This window comes from Pseudarthrobacter sulfonivorans, from assembly GCF_024391045.1.
In the GTDB taxonomy this organism is placed as follows: domain Bacteria; phylum Actinomycetota; class Actinomycetes; order Actinomycetales; family Micrococcaceae; genus Arthrobacter; species Arthrobacter sulfonivorans_B.
This window is the reverse complement of sequence record NZ_JANFCZ010000007.1, coordinates 1-20,405: the sequence shown is the minus strand read 5'-3', so window position 1 is coordinate 20,405 and position 20,405 is coordinate 1. Positions and strand designations below refer to the sequence as shown.

Genomic DNA, 20,405 nt, shown 5'->3' with positions numbered 1-20,405 from the left:
CCGGAAGCTAGGAGGCGCAAATAACATTTGTTCCGCGCCGCCCGGGAGGGACATCGAAGAGGGCCGTCAGGACGGCGGAATTGGTCAGCCGCCCGTCCAAGCGAACACATACTCAAACGTCATCTTCAGTTGACTTTGATTGCCTCCTGTACGCACAATGTACATACATCAAGGGAGCGAACCCATGGAAACCAAAAAAAATCAACGTATCGCAGTTCGAGCCACCGAACGCCAAGAAAAGCTAATTCGACGTGCCGCCGAAGCCACCGACCGGTCGATGACGGACTTCATTCTTGAAAGCGCGAGCATGGAGGCCGAACGAGTGCTCTCCGATCGGCGCTGGTTCATTCTGAACGAGGCGCAGTGGGCGGACTTCAACCGCTTACTCGACGAGCCTCTGCCTTCCACAAAGAAGTTGGATGTTCTGGCCAGCCTTCCGAGTCCTTTTTCGGGGCCTGATAAGTGAGCAGGAGCCCGGGCGACCCACGGAAGCTGGAAAAAGAAGACGATTGTAGCGATTTCTCATCCGGAGCGGCGGAACTAGACGATTGGTTCCGCCGCTTCGCTTTCGAAAATTTGCGTGCCAACAATGCCATAACGTATGTGACTTGCGTTGATCAGAATGTCGTAGGGTTCTATTCCATAGCAGTTGCGGGAGTTGCTAAGGGAGACGCCCCCGTGCAGGTTGCACAGAGGGGAGTGCCGTCTGATATTCCCTGCATTCTTCTTGCTCGGTTAGCGGTAGACAAGAGGTACCAAGGGCAGGGTCTGGGGTTGGGGCTCCTCCAGGATGCCCTGATGAGAGCGGCTACTATCAGCGAGTCCGTTGGCGCGCGAGCTGTCCTCATTCACGCGCGGGACGAGAAGGCGAGGGCATTCTACGAAAGCAGCATTGACTGCTTTCGATCGCCGGCAGCAGAGCTTCAACTCATGATTCCGATGAAGGCTGTTAGGCACGCTTTCCTAGTTAGATAGTTTCCCAGCTTCCAGAACATCCCGTGCAGCCATCACCCACGCGTCAACCTGGTAACTCCGGACTTCAGCGTGTCCTTTTTGGAGTGAACTTGGCACCCAGAGCCACGCAGATTCATGTAGGAATTCACTTAGGTCCAACTCTGAAAGGTAGGTGCCTGCGCTCACGTAATCTCTGACCACAATGGCACATGAGGCCAAATTCAGCGTTCTAAGCCACGGCTCGGAGGTATTCTGGTCGCCTAGCAGCAACATCCGCGCTGAACTCGGATCCGTCGGAACCAGCGTGAAGGCCCTTAGACGCTTCAAGGCAAAACTCCCGGGATTTCTACTACAGACTTCCGTGGCAAGCTCTTGGGCGCCGCGGATCTCCTTCGCATAGATCAAGTGAAGAATGTCTTCCATCAACTGCGACTCAGAGGTGCCACTGAGGATGAGATCAGGCTCATCGGCCCACAAAGTGTGTTGACGGACCAGAGTGTTCGCCGACAGAGCAACAGACGGGGGCCGCTCCATCAACCACCGCATATCGATTCCACTTCGCCGGGCCGTCTGCTCGCTCGCAAGTGCGAAGCTGAGTTCCCAAGCAACAGATTCATTTTGCCACTCGTGTATGTAGGTCTTCGTGAAGCGATCAAACACCCACTGTGATGCCTCCGGGCCGCCTTTGACTGCGAGCGCCTCCACCGGCACGCTAACGATCAAGGGATCATCGATACGCCAGGCAGCAATGTGGGCTATGGCGGCCGACTTGATCCAATCTTCGACGGCCGTCCGGAACTCTCCCGTGGACGCCGCAATCAGAGCATCCAGAAATGAGCGGGAGGAATCTGAGCTACTAAAGCCAACTGTTCTTTCGAATAAAGCCAGCCACGAAGCGGCCTGATGAGGAATACCGTCCATTGTGCCTTCACGCTGAAAATGCGACCACGCCACAGCAACGTGCAGTGCAATCTTTCGACGGATTCGGTCGGCCAGATGCGTGCGTACGAACGCATCGGCGGGCACGCCCCGTTCGGCCAACCGGGCCAAAGAAGACGTAGCCCAGATCATACGTTTGAGGCCGCTGTGCGTCCACGGAACACTGAGAATGTTCACCGCGGCACATGCCATGAGGTCAGCTGTCGGCGTTAGCGCATTTGGCCCGTCAGCCGGAAGCGCAACTGCATCTATTGGAGCTTCGAATTGAATAGCCGATTGGTATGCGTCTACCTCCGACGCGGCCCAGCGATTTAGGGCCGAGCAAGTGGCCTCGTCGGCGCATTCTTGGTGCCCGTGAGCTTCGCAATTGTCACCAAGGCGATGCATGGCCCGCAAGTTGTCGACGCTGCCGATCATTATTTTCCCCTCACGCTCGGACCATCCGACTCTATAGCAGATTCCTCAGTCAGAAGCTAAGCGCCATGGTGTATATGCCGGCAATGCTAAACCCTTAAACCTCCGCCACCGGAGCCGCGAACTGGGCCTCGTACAGCCGGGCATAGGCCCCGCCCGCAGCCAGCAATGAAGCGTGCGTCCCCTGCTCCACGATCTGCCCGGCCTCCATCACCAGGATGAGGTCGGCGTCGCGGATCGTGGACAGGCGGTGCGCAATCACAAAGGAAGTCCGGTCGGAGCGCAAGGCATTCATCGCCTTCTGCACCAACACCTCGGTCCGCGTATCCACGGAGGAGGTCGCCTCGTCAAGGATCAGTACCGACGGCCGGGCCAGGAACGCCCGGGCGATCGTCAGCAACTGCTTCTCACCAGCCGAAACATTAGAACCCTCGTCCTCCAGAACCGTGTCGTACCCCTCCGGCAAGGACCGCACGAACCGGTCCACATACGTCGCCCGCGCCGCCTCCAAAATCTCGTCTTCCGAAGCAGATGGCCGGCCGTACGCGATGTTGTCCCGGATGGTCCCGCCGAACAGCCACGTATCCTGCAGCACCATCCCCAGGCGCGAGCGCAGCTCACGCCGCGGCACCGAGGTGATGTCCACGCCGTCGAGCGTTATCCGCCCCGCATCCAGCTCGTAGAACCGCATCATCAGGTTCACCAGCGTGGTCTTGCCCGCACCGGTGGGCCCGACGATTGCCACCGTCTGCCCCGGCTCCGCCACCAACGAAAGGTCAGCGATCAGCGGCTTGTCCGGCGAATACGAGAAGGACACGTCCTCAAACACCAGCCGCCCCCGCCCAAACACCGGCTCCGAAGAAGCAGGAGCCTCTTCGGATTCTTCAGATTCATCCAGCAGCGAGAACACCCGCTCGGCGGACGCCACCCCGGACTGCAGCAGGTTGGCCATGGACCCCAGCTGCGCCAGCGGCATGGTGAACTGCCGCGAGTACTGGATGAACGCCTGCACATCGCCCAGCTGCATGGCCCCGGACGCCACCTGCAGGCCGCCCACCACCGCGATCCCCACGTACACCAGGTTCCCGATGAACGTCATGGCCGGCATGATCAGCCCGGAAATGAACTGCGCGCCGAAGCTCGCGCTATACAGCTCCACGTTCTTCTGCCGGAACCGCTCCTCCACCTCGCGCTGCCGGCCGAACACCTTCACCAGCGCATGCCCGGTGTAGGTCTCCTCGATCTGCCCGTTCAGCTCCCCGGTGTGCTTCCACTGCGCCACAAACAGCTTCTGCGAGCGCTTGGCGATCAGCGCCGTGATCCCCAGTGTCAGCGGAATGGTCACCAGCGCGATCAGCGCCAGCGTGGGCGAGAGGATCACCATCATCACCAGCACACCCACCACCGTCAGCACCGACGTGACCGCCTGGCTGATGGACTGCTGCAGGCTCTGGGAGATGTTGTCCACGTCGTTCGTCACCCGGCTGAGCAGCTCGCCGCGCTGGATCGAATCGAAGTACCGCAGCGGCAGCCGGTTGATCTTCGCCTCGATCCTCTCGCGCAGCCCGAACACCGTCCGCTGCACCACCCCGTTCAGCACATACGCCTGCACCCACATCAGCGCCGACGCCAGCACATACAGCACCAGCGCCCACGTCAGCACGTTCCCCAGCGCCGCGAAGTCGATCCCCTGCCCCGGCGTCAGCGCCATCGGCGTGAGCATGTCCGCCTTCTGGTTCTCCCCCACGGCCCGCAGCTGCGCGATCAGCTGCTCCTTGGTCACCCCGGCGGGCAGCTGCCTGGACACCACCCCGGCGAAGATCAGGTTGGTGCCCTCCCCCAGCAGCCGCGGCCCGATCACCGAGAGCGCCACACTCACCGCCGCCGCCACCAGCACCAGCAGCAGCCACAGCCGTTCGGGCCGCAGCGTCCCGGCCAGCCGCCTGGCTGACGGCCAGAAGTTCATCGCCTTCTCCGCCGGGATGTTCATCCCGCCGAACGGTCCGCCGCGTCCCGGCCCGCCCGCCGGGCGCGGAATGCGTACGACGGCGGCGCCTCCGGTTTTGGCGGCGGGTGCGGCTTTGGTGCCGGCTTCGGGAGTGGGTTCCGGGCTCATACCGTCTCCTCCGCCGCCAGCTGGGAGGACACAATTTCGCGGTACGTCTCAGAGGTCTCCAGCAGCTCTCGGTGCGTGCCGCGTCCCACGATCCTGCCGTCGTCGAGCACCAGGATCTGGTCCGCGGTCACGATGCTGGAGACCCGCTGGGCGATGATCACCAGCGTGGCGCCGGCGGTGCTGCGCTTGAGTGCCTGGCGCAGCCGGGCGTCGGTGCCGGTGTCCAGCGAGGAGAACGAGTCGTCAAAGATGTACAGTTCGGGCCGTTTCACCAGGGCCCGGGCAATCGCCAGCCGCTGCCGCTGCCCGCCGGAAACGTTGGTGCCGCCCTGGCTGATTGGCGCGTCGAGTCCGCCCTCCATCTCCTCCACGAAGTCGCGCGCCTGGGCGATGTCCAGCGCGGCCCAGAGCTCATCCTCGGTGGCATCCGGCTTGCCGTACTGCAGGTTGCTGCGGACGGTCCCGCTGAACAGATACGGACGCTGCGGAACCAGCCCGATGTGCCCCCAGAGCAGGTCCGGGTGCAGCTCGCGAACGTCCACGCCGTCGATCATCACAGAGCCGGTGGTGGCGTCGAACAGCCGCGGCATGAGGTTTACCAGCGTGGTCTTGCCCGAGCCGGTGCTGCCGATGATGGCCGTGGTCTGCCCGGCCCTGGCGGTGAAGCTGATCCCGGACAGGACGGGCTGATCGGCACCCGGGTAGGCGAATCCGGCGTCGCGCAGTTCCAGTTCCCCACGCCGGACGGCGCTGCTGCGGGGATTCTTCGGCGGCCGAACGCTCGATTCCGTCCCCAGCACCTCACCGATCCGGTCCGCGGACACCGAGGCGCGCGGGATCATCACGGCCATGAACGTGGCCATCATGACGGACATCAGGATCTGCATCAGGTAGCTCAGGAACGCGATGAGGGTGCCCACCTGCATGGAGCCGTCCTCGATCCGGAACGAGCCGAACCAGATCACGGCCACGCTGGAGACGTTCAGCACCAGCATCACGGTGGGGAACGCGAGCGCCATCAGCCGGCCGGCACGCAGCGCGGTGTCCGTGACGTCCTCGTTGGCCTGCGCGAACCGGGCGGTTTCGATGTCCTCCCGGACGAACGCCCGCACCACCCTGATGCCGGTGAGCTGCTCTCGGAGGACGCGGTTCACCGTGTCGATCCGCTTCTGCATCTTCCGGAACAGCGGCACCATCCGCGTGATGATGAGGCCGACGGCGATCAGCAGCACCGGGACGGAGACGGCGATCAGCCAGGACAGCTGCGCGTCCTGCCGGACCGCCATGATCACGCCGCCAATGCTCAGCATGGGCGCGGTGACCAGCATGGTGGCGGACATCAGCACCAGCTGCTGGACCTGCTGGACATCGTTCGTGGAGCGCGTGATCAGGCTGGGCGCGCCGAACTTGGTGACCTCCTGCTCGGAGAACTCACCCACCCGTCCAAAGATGGCGCCGCGCAGGTCCCGGCCCAGGCCCATCGCGGCCTTCGCCGCGAAATACACGGCGACAATGGAGCACACGATCTGCAGCAGCGTGATGCCCAGCATCAGCCCGCCGAGGTTAAGGATGACGCCGGTATTCCCCTTGGCCACGCCTTCGTCGATGATGTCCGCGTTCAGCGTGGGCAGGTAGAGGGACGCGATGGACTGCGCCAGCTGGAAAACCACGACGGCGATCAGCAGCTGCCGGTGCGGCCGCAGGTATTCAACAAGCAGTTTCCAGAGCATCAGGCTCCTGTTCCAAGGCTCACATAACGTGATGCGAAGGTCAGTTTACGTCCGGAGGCTGGGAACTGGGCTTGTTCCGGCAGGAGAAAGACGGTCAGTTCTCTGAGGGCGCAGAACCCTCCCCCGCGCTGACCGTACATGGTCAAATGGAAAGGTTGAACCGGCCGCCCGAGTCCGCTCCACGGCCTCGGCCACATGGAAGGAATCTCATGACCGATCGCCCGGAACACCCGTTACATTTATTGGGTCCCCGAGCGCCGGGGGCATGGTCGCTGGACCCGGTATGACTTTCTCGCCCTGTCACTGAAGTGGACCGCCACGCCCGTGGACCTGGTGTTCGGCTCCAACTCCCAGCTCAGGGCCCTGGCCGAGGTCTACGCGAGCGATGACGGCAGGGAAAAGTTCGTCAACGACTTCGTCGCCGCGTGGGTGAAGGTCATGGAACTGGACCGCTTCGACCTCAACTGACGGGTGTCTCCAGGCCGGCCGCACACGCGGCCGGCCCGGAGCACGGTTCCTGAATCAGCCCCTCAGGACCAGAACTCGGAGGCCTTCGCCGTGTCCTCCTGGAACTCGTTGACCTCGGTGACTTTGCCGTCCTTAAGCGTGAAGACGATGACGCCATGCTGCTCCATGGACTGGCCGTTCCGTTGGGCTTGGGAGGTTTGCAGGGCCACAGTGTGGCTCTCACCGGCGATCACATCCTGAAGTTCAGCCTTTGCCGTGCCGCCCGAGCGCGAAAACAGCTCGCCGAAATAAGCCAAAATCTCGTCCGCCCCTTGTTTGACCCCGGCGAGGCCGCCGTTGCCGCCAACGCGCCAGACCGCATCAGGGGCGAAGAGGCCCTTCAGTGTTTCGATATCGCCCGAATTGAAGGCTGCGTACCCGCGCCGCACCAGTGCGGCGTCTTCCTCGTTTCCCATCTCGAACCCTTTCCAACTTGTCGGGTCCCGGCGGAGCAATTTTAAGCCTGGCGGTTGGGCTTGTCGAGGTCCGTCGGTTCCCGTCAGGGTCCCGTCAGTTGGACGGGAAGTTATACGACGCCCCGGACGCATGGCTGGCCTCGGGCCAGCGGGACGTGACCACCTTGCCGCGGGTGTAGAAGGACACGCCCTCGGGGCCGTAGATGTGCTTGTCGCCGAAGAGCGAGGCCTTCCAGCCGCCGAAGGAGTAGTAGGCAACCGGCACCGGCAGGGGCACGTTGATGCCGATCATGCCCACATCCACGGACCGCTGGAACTTCCGGGCAGCAGCGCCGGACGAGGTGAAGATCGCGGTGCCATTGCCGTACGGGTTGGCGTTGATCAGGGCGATTCCGGCGTCGAGATCCTCCACCCGGACCACCACAAGGACCGGTCCGAAGATCTCCTCGGTGTACGCGCTCATCTCGGTCTTCACATGGTCGATGACCGTGGGGCCAACCCAAAAGCCCTCTTCGTGGCCGGGAACCACGAGGTCGCGGCCGTCCACCACCATGGCGGCTCCGGCGGCTTCCGCCTCGCCAATGGTCTTGACGATGAAGTTCCTGGAGTCCGCACTGATGACCGGGCCCATGTCGGCGTCGGGTTCCGTGCCGTTCTTGACCCGGACGGCCACGGCGCGCTCCTCCACCTTCTTGACCAGCAGGTCGGCGGCGTCCCCCACAGCCACCGCGACGGAAATGGCCATGCAGCGCTGCCCGGCGGAGCCAAATGCGGCCGCGGCCAGGTGGTCGGCGGCGTTGTCGAGGTCGGCGTCGGGCAGCACGATCGCGTGGTTCTTCGCCCCGCCCAGGGCCTGGACCCGCTTGCCATGCGCCGTTGCCACTTCATTGATGTGCTTGGCCACCGGGGTGGAGCCCACGAAGGAGATGCCGTCTACGTCCGGGTGCGTCAGCAGGCCGGAGACCACCTCACGGTCACCGTGCAGGACCTGGAACACGCCGTCGGGCAGCCCCGCCTGCTTGAACAGGTCAGCCAGCAGCATGGCCGCTGACGGGACACGGTGGGAGGGCTTGAGGATGAAGGCGTTGCCGGTGGCGATCGCCATCGGGGCCATCCAGAGCGGCACCATCACGGGGAAGTTGAACGGGGTGATGCCGGCAACCACGCCGATCGGCTCGCGGAACGAGAACACATCAATCCCGGTGGAAACCTGGTCCGAGTACTCCCCCTTGAGGAGTTGCGGGATGCCGCAGGCAAACTCGATGACCTCCAGGCCGCGGCCGATCTCGCCCTTCGCGTCGGACAGGACCTTGCCGTGCTCGGCGGTGATCAACGCGGCGAGGTCGTCCACGTGGGACGCGACGAGTTCGCGGAACTTGAACAGCACGGCCGTGCGCTTGGCCAGGGAAATGTCGCCCCAGGTGACGGCGGCGGCCTTGGCCGCAGCCACGGTGGTCTCAAGGTCCGCCTGGTTGGCCAGCCGCAGCTCTGCGGTGATGGCGCCCGTGGCGGGGTTGTAGACGGGCTTGGTGTCGGTTCCGGAACCTGCAGCCTCGGATCCGCTGATGAAGTGGTTGATGAAAGTCATGGGTTACTGCTCCTGTAGTAAGTGGTGTTCCACGGCGTGCACCGGTTCGACGTCCCGCGGGAGTCCTGCGGCCAGGGATTCATGGATGGCGAGGCGGACGGCCAGGTTCTGCTCCGTCAGTTCCTGATGGACAACCTCCTGCCCGGCGCTGCGGGCCCAGATGCTGAACCGTTCAATTTCGACCTTGAACGGGTCCTCGATGACATCGAAGACCTCGGTGCTGCCGTCCCGGAGCGAGACGGTCACGCGGGCCGCGTCCCCGGGGTCGGGGTCAAACGCCTTGTCGAGGGTGATCTGTCCCTTGGTGCCGATGATCTGGAAGGTGTTGGTGCGGGGTCCTTCGAAGCCGCAGTCCAAGGTGCCGATCACGCCGTCGTAATCCAGGATCGCGGCGACGGTGGTCTCCACGGGGTCCGACGGGCTGGTGCCCTTGGCATACACGCTGACGGGGGTCCGCCCCATCACCATGTTCATGATGTCGATGGCGTAGCACCCAACGTCATTGACGGCGCCGCCCTCCAGTCCCGTCTGCAGCCGGACTTCCCCCGGGCTGCGGTCCATCACAAAGTGGAAGCGCGCATGCATCGACACAATCTGGCCGATCCGGCCGGCGTCGATGAACTCACGGACCTTCTGGTGCTGCGGGTGGAACCTGTACATGAACGCTTCCATCAGGCTCACACCGTTGCGCTCGCAGGCCTCGACGACGCGGGCATAGTCCTCGAGGCTGCCCACCAGTGGCTTCTCGCAGAGGATGTCCTTGCCGGCCTCCGCTGCCGCGATGATCCATTCGGTGTGCAGTCCGTTGGGAAACGGCAGGTAGACGGCCTCAATGGCCGGATCAGCCAGCAGTTCCTCATGGGAGGAGTAGGCAGTCGGGATGCCGAAGCGCACGGCGACCTCGGCGGCACGGCCGTTGGGGCTGCTGATGGCCGAGGCGGTGGCGTTGCGGGCCTTCTGCATGGCCGGCAGGAACCTGTCCTGGGCGATGCGTGCGGTGGTGAGGACGCCCCAGCGCACCGCACTCATGTGGCGAGCCCGGCTTCCAGGTCCCGGAGGAACGCCACGGACTGCCGGACATCCTGGACGGGACCTTCGCCTTCCGGTGCTGCTTCGAGGATGGTGTCCTGCTCCATCGTGAACCAGCCGCCATAGCCAGCTTCAAGGAGGTTCAGGACGATGTCGGCGATGCCCACGTCTCCCTGGCCGAGCGGGACGTACATCCCGGACTTGACGCCGTCGGTGTAGGAGATTTCACCCTTCTGGACGCGCTCGGCGACGGCCCTTCGCACGTCCTTGAGGTGCGTGTGGCCGATGCGCGCGGCGTACTCCCGGGCGAGCTGTCCGGGCTCCGTGCCGCCGATGAGGAGGTGGCCGGTGTCCAGGCAGAGGTTCGCGGCGGTGTCGTTGAGGACGCGGTTGACGTCCGACGTCGTCTCGATCATGGTGCCCACGTGCGGGTGCACCACTGCCTGGATGCCCTGATCTGCAGCTGCCTTGACGATGGTGTCCAGGTTCCGGCCGAACAGGTGCCAGCCATCGGCGTCGAGCTCGTGGCGCTGATCGTATCCGGCGACGCCGGTTTCCGCGGCCAGCACCATGATGCTGGCACCCGCTGCCTGGTAGGCGTCCAGTTCCGCCGAAACCGCTTTGAGCGGATCCTTCGCGGCATCATGCAGGATGATCGGGAAGAACCCGCCGATGGCCTGCAGGTTGTGCCGCTGCAAGACCTCGGCGCGCGCGTTGGCTTCCTCCGGGAGGAAGCCCGCCGGGCCGAATTCCGTGGCGGTGATGCCCAGTGCCGTCATTTCGGACAGCACCCGGTCTGCTTCAAGTTGGTGCCCCCACCCGGGGACTTCACATACGCCCCAGGAAATGGGGGCGGCGGCAAGGCGGCTGGTGATGATGCTCAATCTGATCCTCCAAGTACGTTCTGATCCCAGTCAATGACCGAGCCGGTGACCACTCCGCTCCTGCTGGAGAGGAGAAAAACTGCAAATTCGGCGATCTCGTCCACTTGGCCGAGCCTGCCCATCGGCACGGAGGCGTTGGCTTTTTCCAGCCAGTCGTCTCCTGCGCCGTGAAATTTCCGCTGGGTCTCTTCTTCGCCGTCGGTGGCCGTCCAGCCGATGTCCAGGCCGTTGATCCTGATCTTGTCCCAGCGGTGCGCGTGGGCGGCATTCCGGGTGGCGCCGGCCAGCCCGGCCTTCGCCGCCACGTACGGCGCCAGATAGGGCTGGCCGCCGAGTTCGGCGATGGAGATGACGTTCAGGATGCTGCCGGGAACTCCGCGCTCCCGCAGGTGCTTGATTGTCTCCGCCATGATGAAAAACGGTGATTTCAGGTTGACGGCGATGTGCGCATCGAAGAGTTCCGGTGTGGTGTCCAGCATGGTGCCGCGGGTGGTGAGCCCGGCGGCGTTGACGGCGCAGTCGAGCTGCCCGAACACGGAGATGGTTTCCAGCACGGAGTTCCTGGCCTGCTCGACGTCGGCCAGATCGGTTTTGATGAAGCGTGCCTTGACGCCGGACTGCTCCAGCTCGGCGGCGAGCCGTTCGCCGGAGTCGGCGTTGCGGCCAGTCACGGCCACACCTGCCGCGCCTTCGGCTGCCGCCCGGCGGGCAATGCCGGCGCCGAGGCCCTGGGTGCCACCGCTGACAAGGACCACCTTGTCCGCGAGGAGCGGGCTGTTCATTCCCTACTCCTTTCCGATGGTGACGACGCGGCCGGACCTGGCGGATTCGTCTGCGGCGTTGGCCAGCACGAGGGCCATCACGCCGTCGTCGAAGCCGGGGCTGCAGCTGGTTCCGCCGCGGATGGCCTGAACGAAGCTGTCCAGCTCATTGCGGTAGGCCTGTGCGTAGCGTTCCAGGAAGAACGGCAGGTAGGCGTCGGATTCCTCGGTGCCCGCGGCGCTGTACTTGCGCACGGTGGTGGGGGCCATGTTGCCGGCGGTCAGGAGGCCCTCGCTGCCGAAGGCTTCCAGCCGCTGGTCGTGGCCGTAGGCGCTGTGGCGGGAATTGATGATGGTGATCTGTTCACCGCCGCGTCCGCGCAGGTTGATGACCACCGAGTCGAAGTCGCCGGCCTCTTCTATGTAGTCGCAGAACAGGTTCGAACCGGTGGCCGATACCTCGACGATGTCCGGGACGAAGAACCTGGCCATGTCCAGGTCGTGGATGCTCTGGTCCCGGAAGATTCCGCCGGAGGTCTCGATATACGCCTTGGGTGCGGGGGCCGGGTCCCGGCTGATGATGGTCAGCTGCTCCAGGCGGCCGATTTCCCCGGCCTCAACCCGTGCGCGGAGCGAGGAGAAGTTCGGGTCGAAGCGGCGGTTGAAGCCAAGCATCAGGGGGCTGCTGGTGCCGCGGATCCGGTCCCGGCACTCGCGGACCCGGTCGATGTCCAGGTCGATGGGCTTTTCGCAGAGGGCGGCGACGCCGGCGGCCGTCGCCCGGGAGATCAGGTCAACGTGCGTGCTGGTCGGTGAGCCGATGATGATGGCGTCCAGGTCAGCGTTGGCGAACACCTCATCGGCGGTTTCGACGGCCTTCGCCCCGGTGATGGCGGCAAGGTCCTGCGCACCCTTGATGAACGGATCAGCGATCCAGGCCAGTTCCAGGTCAGGGTGGTCGGCGATGTTCCGGGCATGGACCTGGCCGATGCGGCCGGATCCGAAGAGGGCAACCTTGAGGGGTCGGTCACTGGACATGGGTGGAGGTCCTTTCCTGTTGGCCGCGGGCAGCTGATCCGCCTGCGGTTGAGCGAAGTTGATTGAGTGTTGCGGGGCTTCCTGTCACGGTGTTGCCACGGCGGCCGGGGAGCGGCCGGCCAGGACATCGACGGCGCCTTTGGCGGCGTCGCGGACCGTGTGGGCCATTCCCTGGCGGGTGAACCCCATCAAGTGGGGCGTGAGGACCACGTTCCCGTGGTCAAAGACGGCGTGGTGGGCCGGCGGTTCGGGATCGTAGACATCCAAACCCAGGCCGCCCAGCTGCCCGGAGAGAAGGGCCTCGTGGGCTGCGTCCAGGTCCACGAGTCCGCCCCGGCTGCAGTTGATGAGGATGGCCCCGGCGGGGAGCAGTGCGAGACGTTCAGCGTTGATGAGGTTGTGGTTTTCGGGCGTCAGGGGCACGTGCAGGGTAACGAAGTCGCTGCGGCCCAGCAGTTCCTCGACAGTTTCGCAGCGGATGCCGGCCGGGACGTCTGCGAACGGATCAAAGGCCACGACCTTGAGGTCGAAGGCCTCGGCGATCCGGGCCACGCGGCGACCGATGCGGCCATATCCGATGATGCCCAGGGTGAAACCCTCCAGGTCTCCCACAGCCGCCCCGGACCGTTCGTCCCAGCGGCCGTCCCGGACCAGCGCCGTCAGCGTCGACAGCTTCTTCACCAGTGCCAGGAGGTGGGAGAACACGCCTTCGGCCACTGACGCCGTGTTGCTCCCGGGCGTGATGACCACGGGGATGCCGCGCCGGTTCGCCTCCGCCACGTCCACGAGGTCGGTGCCAACGCCGGTCCTCGCGATGACCTTCAGCGCGGGCATCCGGTCCAGGAGCTCACGGTCCACCCGGTAGGCGGCGCGAACAATGGCGGCATCGGCCCGGGCCAGGTCCGCGTCGGTGGGGTTGTGGATGATTTGCTGGTGCGGCGCCAGTTCCGGTTCCACCAGTCCGGCCTCGACGCTGCCAAGGGCCACAAGTATTTGGGGTGTGCTGAGTGTTGCCATCGTCATCCTTGAAGATGTGGGGGTGCACTCCGGGAAGGCTTTGAAAGCCGCGGGGTGACGGTACGGGTGGGAGGTTAGAGGCCGAGCAGGCTGGACGTGCGGATGACCAGTTGAGGGACGATCGGCTGGTGGACGAACCCGCCGTTCGAGTTACGGTCCTGGATACGCTGCAGGAGCGTTTTCGCCCCGGCCACACCGATGCCGGAACTGTCCGGGTCAACGGTGGTCAGGCCCAGGCGGGGCATGGCACCCAATGCGATGTTGTCGTAGCCGGTGATGGCTACTTCAACGCCGCGTTCATCGGCAGCAGTCATCGCCCCGAAGGCCGCAAGGTCGTTGATACATGCCAGCGCCGTGGGGCGCTGGTGCTTGGACCGCGAGGAGCCCAGCGCCCGTTGGGCGGCAATGTAGCCGGACTCCTGGAAGAAGTCGGCTTCGACAATGTGGATGTGGCGGGCCAGGCCGTGTTCTTCCATGGCGGCGGAATATCCGTCCACGCGTGCCCGGCCCACCGAGCCGCCCAGCCCGCCCAGGTGCGCGATGTTCTCGTGTCCCTGGGCGATCAGGTGCTCAACTACCATGCTCATGCCGAGGGTATCGTCGCTGCGGACTACGTCCGCGGTGTCGATGTAGTCCGGTCCGCCGCCGGCGAAGACCACGGCCCCGCCGGACACGGCCCGGTTGAACGGAGCCTTGTCCGGCACCGTTCCCACCACGAGCAGGCCTGCCACGCGCAGGTCCCTGAAGGCCTGGAGGATGGACTGGTCCACTCCCCTGCCGGCGGCCGTGACCGCACTGAAGAGGACGGTGTGCCCGGCCTCCTCAAGAACGGTCCTGGCGGCGTCGGCCACGTCGAACGCCCACGGATTGTGCATGTCGCTGACCAGGACGCCGATGGTTCCGTTGTCCCGTGTTGCCAGGGAGCGGGCTGCGAGGTTCAGCTCATAGCCCATTTCCTCAACGACTTCGAGCACCCGCCGCCGGCGTTCGTCACTGACGCGTGGTGAATCGCGCAGGACGAGGGAGACCAAGGACTTGGACACGCCGGCGCGTTCGGCTACGTCCTTGATCGTGGGCCGGCGGGCGGACGCGGTGGTCATGGCTAGCCCCGCGCTGCCGTGGTGCCGTGGATTTCCTCGATCTTCTGCCACTGGCCGGAGAGCGAGGATGTTTCGGCGGCGCTGACGATCGCGGCCGCGGAGGCGGCGTCGTGAATGTTGGAGTTTTCCTGGGCGCCGCCGGCGACGGCGACGAGGAACTTCTTCGCCTCGATCACTTTGAGGTCATCAAAGCCCATGCTGTTGCCGGGTCCGGGCTGGAAGTAGGCGTAGTCGCCGTGGCGCGGGCTGGCGTTCACCGTGGTGTACCCCTGCTCCTCGTTGTTGCGCCCCAGGCATACCTTGAGTTCGTTCATGCGCTCAAAGTCCCACTTGAGGGAGCCTTCGGTGCCGTAGACCTCAATCTGGTACCCGCACTCGGGACCCACCGCGACGCGGGAGGATTCGATGGTGCCCACGGCTCCTGCGCCGACCGCGGACGGGCCGAAGCGGACCAGCGCTGCTGCGTAGTCTTCATTCTCGACCTCCCCCATCTCACCGTTTTCAATCACCGCGAAGTGCGTGCCGGATCCCATGGCCAGTTTGGGCCGCTGTGTGTAGACGGTGCTGGTCAGCGCGGTCACCTCGGCGATGGGTCCGACTACATACTGGCACAGGTCCGTGGCGTGGCTGAACAGGTCGGCCAGCACGCCGGTGCCGGCGAGTTTCCGGTCGAAGCGCCAGGACAGGGCGCCGTTGGGCTCGGAGGCGTAGCCGGAGAAGAAGACGGCGCGGACGTTGGTGATCCGGCCCAGGCGGCCCTCGGCAATCAGCTTCCGTGCGTGCTCCACTGCCGGAGCGTGGCGGTAGTTGTAGCCGATGGTGGTGACGACGCCGGCCTCCACGGCGGCTTCCTGTACGGCTGCGGTTTCCTGGTAGCCGCGTCCCACAGGCTTTTCGATCCAGAAATGCTTTCCTGCCTTGGCGGCCGCGATGCCGATTTCAGCGTGCAGGAAGTTGGGGGCGCAGATGGAGACGACGTCCACGTCCGGGTGGTTCAGGACATCGTGGTAATCGGTGGTGCCTTCAGCGAAGCCCAGGACATCGCGGGCATAGTCCACGCGATCGGGCGCCGTGTCGGCCGCAATGACGAGTTTGGTCTTCAGGCCAAGATCCGGGTAGGCGTACGGGACGGTCTGGTAGGCCCGGGAGTGGAGCTTTCCCATCCAGCCCACGCTGATGAGGCCGACGCCGATGGTGCGGGATTCTGCGTTCACGTTCTTGCTTTCCTTTGCTGGTAATGAGTCAGTTGCGTGCGGTATCGAAGGCGTCGCGGAACGCTGCCGCCATGATGGTCGAGTCTGAGCCGATGGCCACGAACCGGAAGCCCTGGCGGATGTATTTGGCGGCTCCCATGCCGTCCACGGCGAGTATTCCTGCGGCCTTGTTGTGCAGCTGTGCCGCGGCCACGACGCGCTGCAGGGCCTCCTGGAAGACGTTGCTGTCCAGCTGCAGCGGGACCCCGAGGGCGTAGGACAGATCCAGGGGTCCGACGAAGAGAACGTCCACGCCGTCCTGGGCGGCAATGTCTTCAACGGAATCCAGCGCCGCCAGGGTTTCGATCTGGATGACTCCCAGGGATTCCTGCTGCGGTTCGGTGAGCGTCCGACGGTCCATGCCCCAGCGGCAGGAGCGGTTGTAGGTGGCCACGCCGCGGTCACCTTCTGGCGGATACAGCATGTGCTTCACCGATTCCACGGCCTGCTCCACGGTGTTCAACCGCGGCACCATGATCCCCGCGGCGCCCTGGTCCAGTACCCGGCCGATGCGGATGCGGTCTCCGGATTCCACCCTGACGATGGTGGGGACGCCGTAACTGCCGGCGGCAATAACGCCGTCCCGGACCGCGTCCTCCCCACCGGAGCCGTGTTCAAGGTCGATCAGGATCCAGTCGGCTCCGGCTGCCGCGCAAACCTCTGCCGCGGTCGCCGATGACATTCCGACGAAGGTGCCGATCGTGACCTCGCCCCCGGCAAGTCGCTGCCGGAGCTGACCTGCGTTCAGCGGTCCTGCATTCAGAGGTTCGCTGCTCATCCGAACCACCGCTGGCTGCCGCGTGCCTTCTCGTAGTCGGTGCGGAGCGTGCGGACCCATTCCTGACCGGAGACTTCTGCCGGGGCAACGTCCCACCAGACGTCGCCGCCGGGCAGGTCAACATGGGGCACCGTGGGCACCACGATGACCACCGGGCCCTGGGTGGCCCTGGTCGAGGACAGTGCCTCCCGGACCTCGGCTGCGGTCGTGGCTCGGATGGCCAGCGCACCAAGGCCTTCGGCGATCTGCCGCAGGTCCACCTTGAGGTAGTCGCCGTCGAGCCGGGCTTTGGGGGCGTCAGCGGCCGCAACGCTGCCGCCGGTGGTGCGGTAGCGGAACTCGTTGCCGAATTCCTTTCCGGTGCGGTTCATCTGCAGCCGGTGGATGACCTGGTAGCCGTGGTTTTCGGACACGATGATGGTGACGTTCAGCCCCTCCTGCGCCGCGGTGAGGATCTCCGTGGGTGCCATCAGGAAGGTGCCGTCGCCGATGAAGGTGACCACGCGGTTGTCGTTGTTGCCTTCGGCCAGCCGGACGCCCATGCCTGCAGCGATTTCGTAGCCCATGCAGGAGAAGCCGAATTCCAGGTGGCAGTGCCGGTTCCCGGTGGCGTCCCACACCTTCTGCAGGTCACCGGGAGGCCCGCCTGCAGCGGCGATGACGGTATCGCCGGAGCGTGCGTGCTCCTGCATGATTCCGATCAGCTGCGGCTGGGTGAGGACGGCACCGGTGACGGGCGCGTCCGGGTGGTCCTCGGGGTTGTAGGCGGTGTCGGCGTCGAGCCACTTGGCCCGGATGGGTGCCCATGCGGCCTTCCCGGCCTGGACCGTGTCCTGCCAGGCTTCGCTGGTGCTGTGGCCTTCCAGTGCCTGGGCCAGGGCTTCGAGTCCGAGCCGGGCGTCCGCGAGGATGCCGGTGGCGCCCTGTTTGCGGGTGTCGGCGTCAACAATGTTCAGGGACGCGAACCGGACCTCCGGGTTTTCAAAGATGGACTGCGAACCGGTGGCAAAGTCGGTGAGCCTGGTGCCGACGTTCAGGACCAGGTCGGCCTGCTTGACGAGGGTATTGGAGGCGAAGTTGCCTTCCAGGCCCACGCCGCCCACCTGCCACCATTCGTCCTTGGTGACGGCGCCCTTGCCGCCGAAGGTCTCCACCACGGGAATTCCCACCTGGCCGGCCAGCGCCTCGAGTGCGGCGTGGGCGTCCGAGTAGTGGATCCCGCCGCCGGCGATGATCACCGGACGCTCAGCCGAGCGGATGAGCCGGGCGACGTCGTCGACCTCTTCCGGGTCCGGCAGCGGCCGCCGGACTTTCCAGTCACGCGGTTCGAAGAATTCGGCCGGGAAGTCGTAGGCGTGGGACTGCACGTCCTGGGGCAGGGAAATGACCACGGCACCGGTATCGGTGGGGCTGGTCAGCACGCGCATGGCTTGCGGCAGGGCCGTCAGGAGCTGCTCCGGGCGGGTGATCCTGTCAAAGAAGCGGGAGACGGGGCGGAACGCGTCGTTGACGGTGGCATCAGCCTCGATGGGGTGCTCCAGCTGCTGCAGGACCGGTCCCTGGTGCCGCGTTGCATACGTGTCTCCGGGCAGGAGGAGCAGCGGAAGCCTGTTCACCGTTGCCAGCCCGGCAGCGGTGACAAGGTTGAGGGCACCCGGGCCGATGGAGGCGGTCACGGCGAGGACGGCTTGGCGCCTGCTCGCCTTGGCAAAGGCCGTCGAAATGTGAGCCATGTACTGTTCGTGGCGGCCCTGGATGAAGGGCATGTCATCGGCCAGTTCGTCGAAGGCCTGGCCCAGGCCGGCAACGTTTCCGTGCCCGAAGATCCCCAGGGCGGCCGGCACCAGGCGGCGCCTGACGCCGTCCGCAACGGAGTGCTGGACGGACAGGTATTTGATGACGGCTTGGGCTGTGGTGAGCCGGATGGTCTGTGAGTTAGTGGTCATTGCCTTATTCCAGTCGGGTGGTGGGTTACCAGGGGCGTCCGTGCAGGATGACCGTTTTTTCTTCGGTCATTTCATTCACTGCGGAGCGGACGCCTTCCTTGCCGATGCCGCTGCCCTTGAGTCCTCCGTAGGGCATGAGGTCGGCCCGCCACAGGGGCGTCCAGTTGATGTGGATGTTTCCGGCGTCGATCTGGCGCATGGCCCGGATGCTGCCGGAGACATCGCTGGTGAAGATCCCGGCGCCGAGCCCGTAATCGTTGTCGTTGGCCATGGCAATGGCTGATTCGATGTCCGTAGCGGAGGAAACCGCGACGGCGGGACCAAACAGTTCGTTGCGGCTCAGCGGGGAGCGGGGGTCGACGCCGGCAACAACAGCCGGGGTGATAACGGCACCGTCGCGGTCCCCGCCGGTCAGCACTTTGGCACCGGAGTTCCGGGCCTCGCCGATGGAGGTGTGGACACGCACCGCTTCCTCCTCGGAGATCAGTGACCCGAGCCGGGTGTCGGCTTCCTTCGGGTTTCCGACGGCGATGGCCTCCACCTTGGGGACCAGCGCGTCCAGGAAATCCGCTTCGATGCGGCGGTCAACGATGACCCGCTGCACCGAGATGCACACCTGGCCGGCGTTGATGAAGCCGCCCGCTGCCACCGCACTGGAAGCCAGTTCCAGGTCTGCGTCGGGAAGGATGATCACGGGGCACGAGGCGCCGAGTTCCAGGGACAGTTTCTTGATCCCGGCGATCGAGCTGATCCGCGTGCCGGTGGCGGTGGATCCGGTGAAGGAAACCTTCCGCACCCGGGGGTCTGTGACCAGCACATCGCCCAGGGTGCTGCCCGGCCCGGTCAGGACGGACAGCGCCTCTGGCGGCAGTCCGGCGTCCACAAAACACTCCGCCAGTTTCAGCGCCGTCAGCGGCGTGGCCCGGGCGGGTTTGAGCACCACGGCGTTCCCGGCTGCCAGCGCCGGCGCGATTTTGTGCAACACCAGCAGGGCAGGGTAGTTGAACGGCGTGATGGCCACCACGATGCCCACGGGCTGGCGCAGGGTGAAGCCGATCTTGTCCAGCCCTGTGCCCGCGTTGGCGTCCAAGGGAAGGGTGGAGCCGTACAGCTGGCTTCCCTCATAGGCGGCCAGGCGGATGATGTTTCCCGACCTGCTGGCTTCTCCCCGGGCCTCCGTGATCGGCTTGCCGGTTTCAGCGCTGATGGCCTGGGCAATGTCCTCGGCACGCTCGTCGGCCAGGGCTGCAGCGCGCAGGAGGATGTCCACCCGCTCGTGCGCCGGCGTGGACCGCTGCAGGTGGGCGCCGATTTCGGCGCGATCCAGGGCAGCCTGCGCGTCCTCGACCGTGGCCACGGGAACGGTGTCAATGATCCGGCCGTCGAAAGGTGACCGGACGTCCTCGGTCCTGCCGTCAGCGGCACCGCGCCAGGTTCCGGCGATTAGCATGTGCATGGTTGCTCCATCTGGTTGTAGACCTTCGCGCTCAGTGGCGCTTGGTGGTGCTTTCGTGTGCTGCGTCTGCGACGTCGGCGACTTCGGCCTGGACTTCTTTGAGGGCCTCGGTGTGGCCGCCGAGTTGTTCGAGTTCGTGGGCGAGTTCGGCGAGTTCGGCACCGCCGGCCATTTGGGCGGTGAGTTCGTCGAGGGTGATGTCTTTTTTGTCGTAGTAGCCGATTGATTTGCCGCGTTTGAGCAGCAGGAACCGGTCCCCCACGGGGAAGGCGTGGTGCGGGTTGTGGGTGATGAAGATGACCCCGAGGCCGCGGTCGCGGGCCTGCAGGATGTACCGCAGCACCACGCCGGACTGCTTCACGCCCAACGCGGCCGTCGGTTCGTCCAGGATCAGCACCTTCGCACCGAAATACACGGCCCGGGCGATCGCCACACACTGTCGCTCACCGCCGGAAAGCTGGCCAATGGGCTGTTCCACA

Annotated in this window: 19 protein-coding genes; 3 read left to right on the top strand and 16 right to left on the bottom strand. The window is 65.1% G+C overall.

The window, feature by feature from the left end:
• Window positions 1–184 precede the first annotated feature (184 nt).
• Together NQJ30_RS06470 and NQJ30_RS06465 are read left to right on the top strand one after the other, a co-directional pair.
• Entirely contained in the window at window positions 185–466 is a 282-nt protein-coding gene (locus NQJ30_RS06470) for a type II toxin-antitoxin system TacA family antitoxin (protein WP_255769021.1), read from the top strand.
• Entirely contained in the window at window positions 463–975 is a 513-nt protein-coding gene (locus NQJ30_RS06465; RefSeq protein ID WP_255769020.1) for a GNAT family N-acetyltransferase, read from the top strand. The genes NQJ30_RS06470 and NQJ30_RS06465 overlap by 4 nt, the downstream gene beginning before the upstream one ends.
• On the opposite strand, the gene NQJ30_RS06460 is transcribed toward NQJ30_RS06465, so the two are convergent.
• The 3 genes from NQJ30_RS06460 to NQJ30_RS06450 form a co-directional block, all read right to left on the bottom strand.
• A complete protein-coding gene (locus NQJ30_RS06460; RefSeq protein ID WP_255769019.1) occupies window positions 964–2,070 on the bottom strand; it encodes a hypothetical protein in 1,107 nt (368 codons plus the stop codon). The genes NQJ30_RS06465 and NQJ30_RS06460 overlap by 12 nt on opposite strands.
• Before the next feature lie 334 nt (window positions 2,071–2,404).
• Window positions 2,405–4,423, bottom strand: coding sequence for an ABC transporter ATP-binding protein (locus tag NQJ30_RS06455; protein ID WP_304663896.1), 2,019 nt, complete (start codon window positions 4,421–4,423; stop codon window positions 2,405–2,407).
• Window positions 4,420–6,153 carry an ABC transporter ATP-binding protein gene (locus tag NQJ30_RS06450; RefSeq protein WP_255769018.1) on the bottom strand — a complete coding sequence of 578 codons (1,734 nt, stop codon included), beginning with the start codon at window positions 6,151–6,153 and terminating at the stop codon, window positions 4,420–4,422. Before NQJ30_RS06450 ends, NQJ30_RS06455 begins: the two co-directional genes overlap by 4 nt.
• A gap of 324 nt (window positions 6,154–6,477) precedes the next feature.
• Between NQJ30_RS06450 and NQJ30_RS06445 the strand changes: the two genes are divergently transcribed.
• On the top strand, window positions 6,478–6,621 hold the full coding sequence (locus tag NQJ30_RS06445; RefSeq protein WP_255769017.1) for a hypothetical protein: 144 nt from the start codon (window positions 6,478–6,480) through the stop codon (window positions 6,619–6,621).
• Window positions 6,622–6,683: 62 nt separating this feature from the next.
• On the opposite strand, the gene NQJ30_RS06440 is transcribed toward NQJ30_RS06445, so the two are convergent.
• From NQJ30_RS06440 to NQJ30_RS06380, 13 genes are all read right to left on the bottom strand, one after another.
• A complete protein-coding gene (locus tag NQJ30_RS06440) occupies window positions 6,684–7,076 on the bottom strand; it encodes a nuclear transport factor 2 family protein (RefSeq protein WP_255769016.1) in 393 nt (130 codons plus the stop codon).
• A 94-nt stretch (window positions 7,077–7,170) separates the two neighbouring features.
• The gene (locus tag NQJ30_RS06435; RefSeq protein ID WP_255769015.1) at window positions 7,171–8,664 is read right to left on the bottom strand and encodes a CoA-acylating methylmalonate-semialdehyde dehydrogenase; all 1,494 of its coding nucleotides are present in this window, start codon (window positions 8,662–8,664) and stop codon (window positions 7,171–7,173) included.
• Window positions 8,665–8,667: 3 nt separating this feature from the next.
• Window positions 8,668–9,693 carry a Gfo/Idh/MocA family protein gene (locus NQJ30_RS06430; protein ID WP_255769014.1) on the bottom strand — a complete coding sequence of 342 codons (1,026 nt, stop codon included), beginning with the start codon at window positions 9,691–9,693 and terminating at the stop codon, window positions 8,668–8,670.
• Window positions 9,690–10,577, bottom strand: a complete 888-nt coding sequence (locus NQJ30_RS06425; RefSeq protein ID WP_255769013.1) for a sugar phosphate isomerase/epimerase family protein — start codon at window positions 10,575–10,577, stop codon at window positions 9,690–9,692. The genes NQJ30_RS06430 and NQJ30_RS06425 overlap by 4 nt, the downstream gene beginning before the upstream one ends.
• The gene (locus NQJ30_RS06420; protein WP_255769012.1) at window positions 10,574–11,359 is read right to left on the bottom strand and encodes an SDR family oxidoreductase; all 786 of its coding nucleotides are present in this window, start codon (window positions 11,357–11,359) and stop codon (window positions 10,574–10,576) included. The genes NQJ30_RS06425 and NQJ30_RS06420 overlap by 4 nt, the downstream gene beginning before the upstream one ends.
• A gap of 3 nt (window positions 11,360–11,362) precedes the next feature.
• On the bottom strand, window positions 11,363–12,376 hold the full coding sequence (gene iolG, locus NQJ30_RS06415; protein WP_255769011.1) for an inositol 2-dehydrogenase: 1,014 nt from the start codon (window positions 12,374–12,376) through the stop codon (window positions 11,363–11,365).
• 84 nt (window positions 12,377–12,460) lie between these two features.
• On the bottom strand, window positions 12,461–13,393 hold the full coding sequence (locus tag NQJ30_RS06410) for an NAD(P)-dependent oxidoreductase (protein WP_255769010.1): 933 nt from the start codon (window positions 13,391–13,393) through the stop codon (window positions 12,461–12,463).
• A 74-nt stretch (window positions 13,394–13,467) separates the two neighbouring features.
• Window positions 13,468–14,493 (bottom strand): LacI family DNA-binding transcriptional regulator, encoded by a 1,026-nt coding sequence (locus NQJ30_RS06405; protein WP_255769009.1) that lies wholly within the window; start codon window positions 14,491–14,493, stop codon window positions 13,468–13,470.
• 2 nt (window positions 14,494–14,495) lie between these two features.
• A complete protein-coding gene (locus NQJ30_RS06400) occupies window positions 14,496–15,707 on the bottom strand; it encodes a Gfo/Idh/MocA family protein (protein WP_255769008.1) in 1,212 nt (403 codons plus the stop codon).
• Between the two features lie 28 nt (window positions 15,708–15,735).
• Window positions 15,736–16,524 (bottom strand): HpcH/HpaI aldolase family protein, encoded by a 789-nt coding sequence (locus NQJ30_RS06395; RefSeq protein WP_255769007.1) that lies wholly within the window; start codon window positions 16,522–16,524, stop codon window positions 15,736–15,738.
• Window positions 16,521–18,470 (bottom strand): 3D-(3,5/4)-trihydroxycyclohexane-1,2-dione acylhydrolase (decyclizing), encoded by a 1,950-nt coding sequence (gene iolD / locus NQJ30_RS06390; RefSeq protein WP_255769006.1) that lies wholly within the window; start codon window positions 18,468–18,470, stop codon window positions 16,521–16,523. Before iolD ends, NQJ30_RS06395 begins: the two co-directional genes overlap by 4 nt.
• 25 nt (window positions 18,471–18,495) lie before the next feature.
• On the bottom strand, window positions 18,496–19,926 hold the full coding sequence (locus tag NQJ30_RS06385; protein WP_255769005.1) for an aldehyde dehydrogenase family protein: 1,431 nt from the start codon (window positions 19,924–19,926) through the stop codon (window positions 18,496–18,498).
• Between the two features lie 31 nt (window positions 19,927–19,957).
• Window positions 19,958–20,405: ATP-binding cassette domain-containing protein (locus tag NQJ30_RS06380; protein ID WP_255769004.1), on the bottom strand; the 448-nt coding region annotated here is incomplete at its 5' end.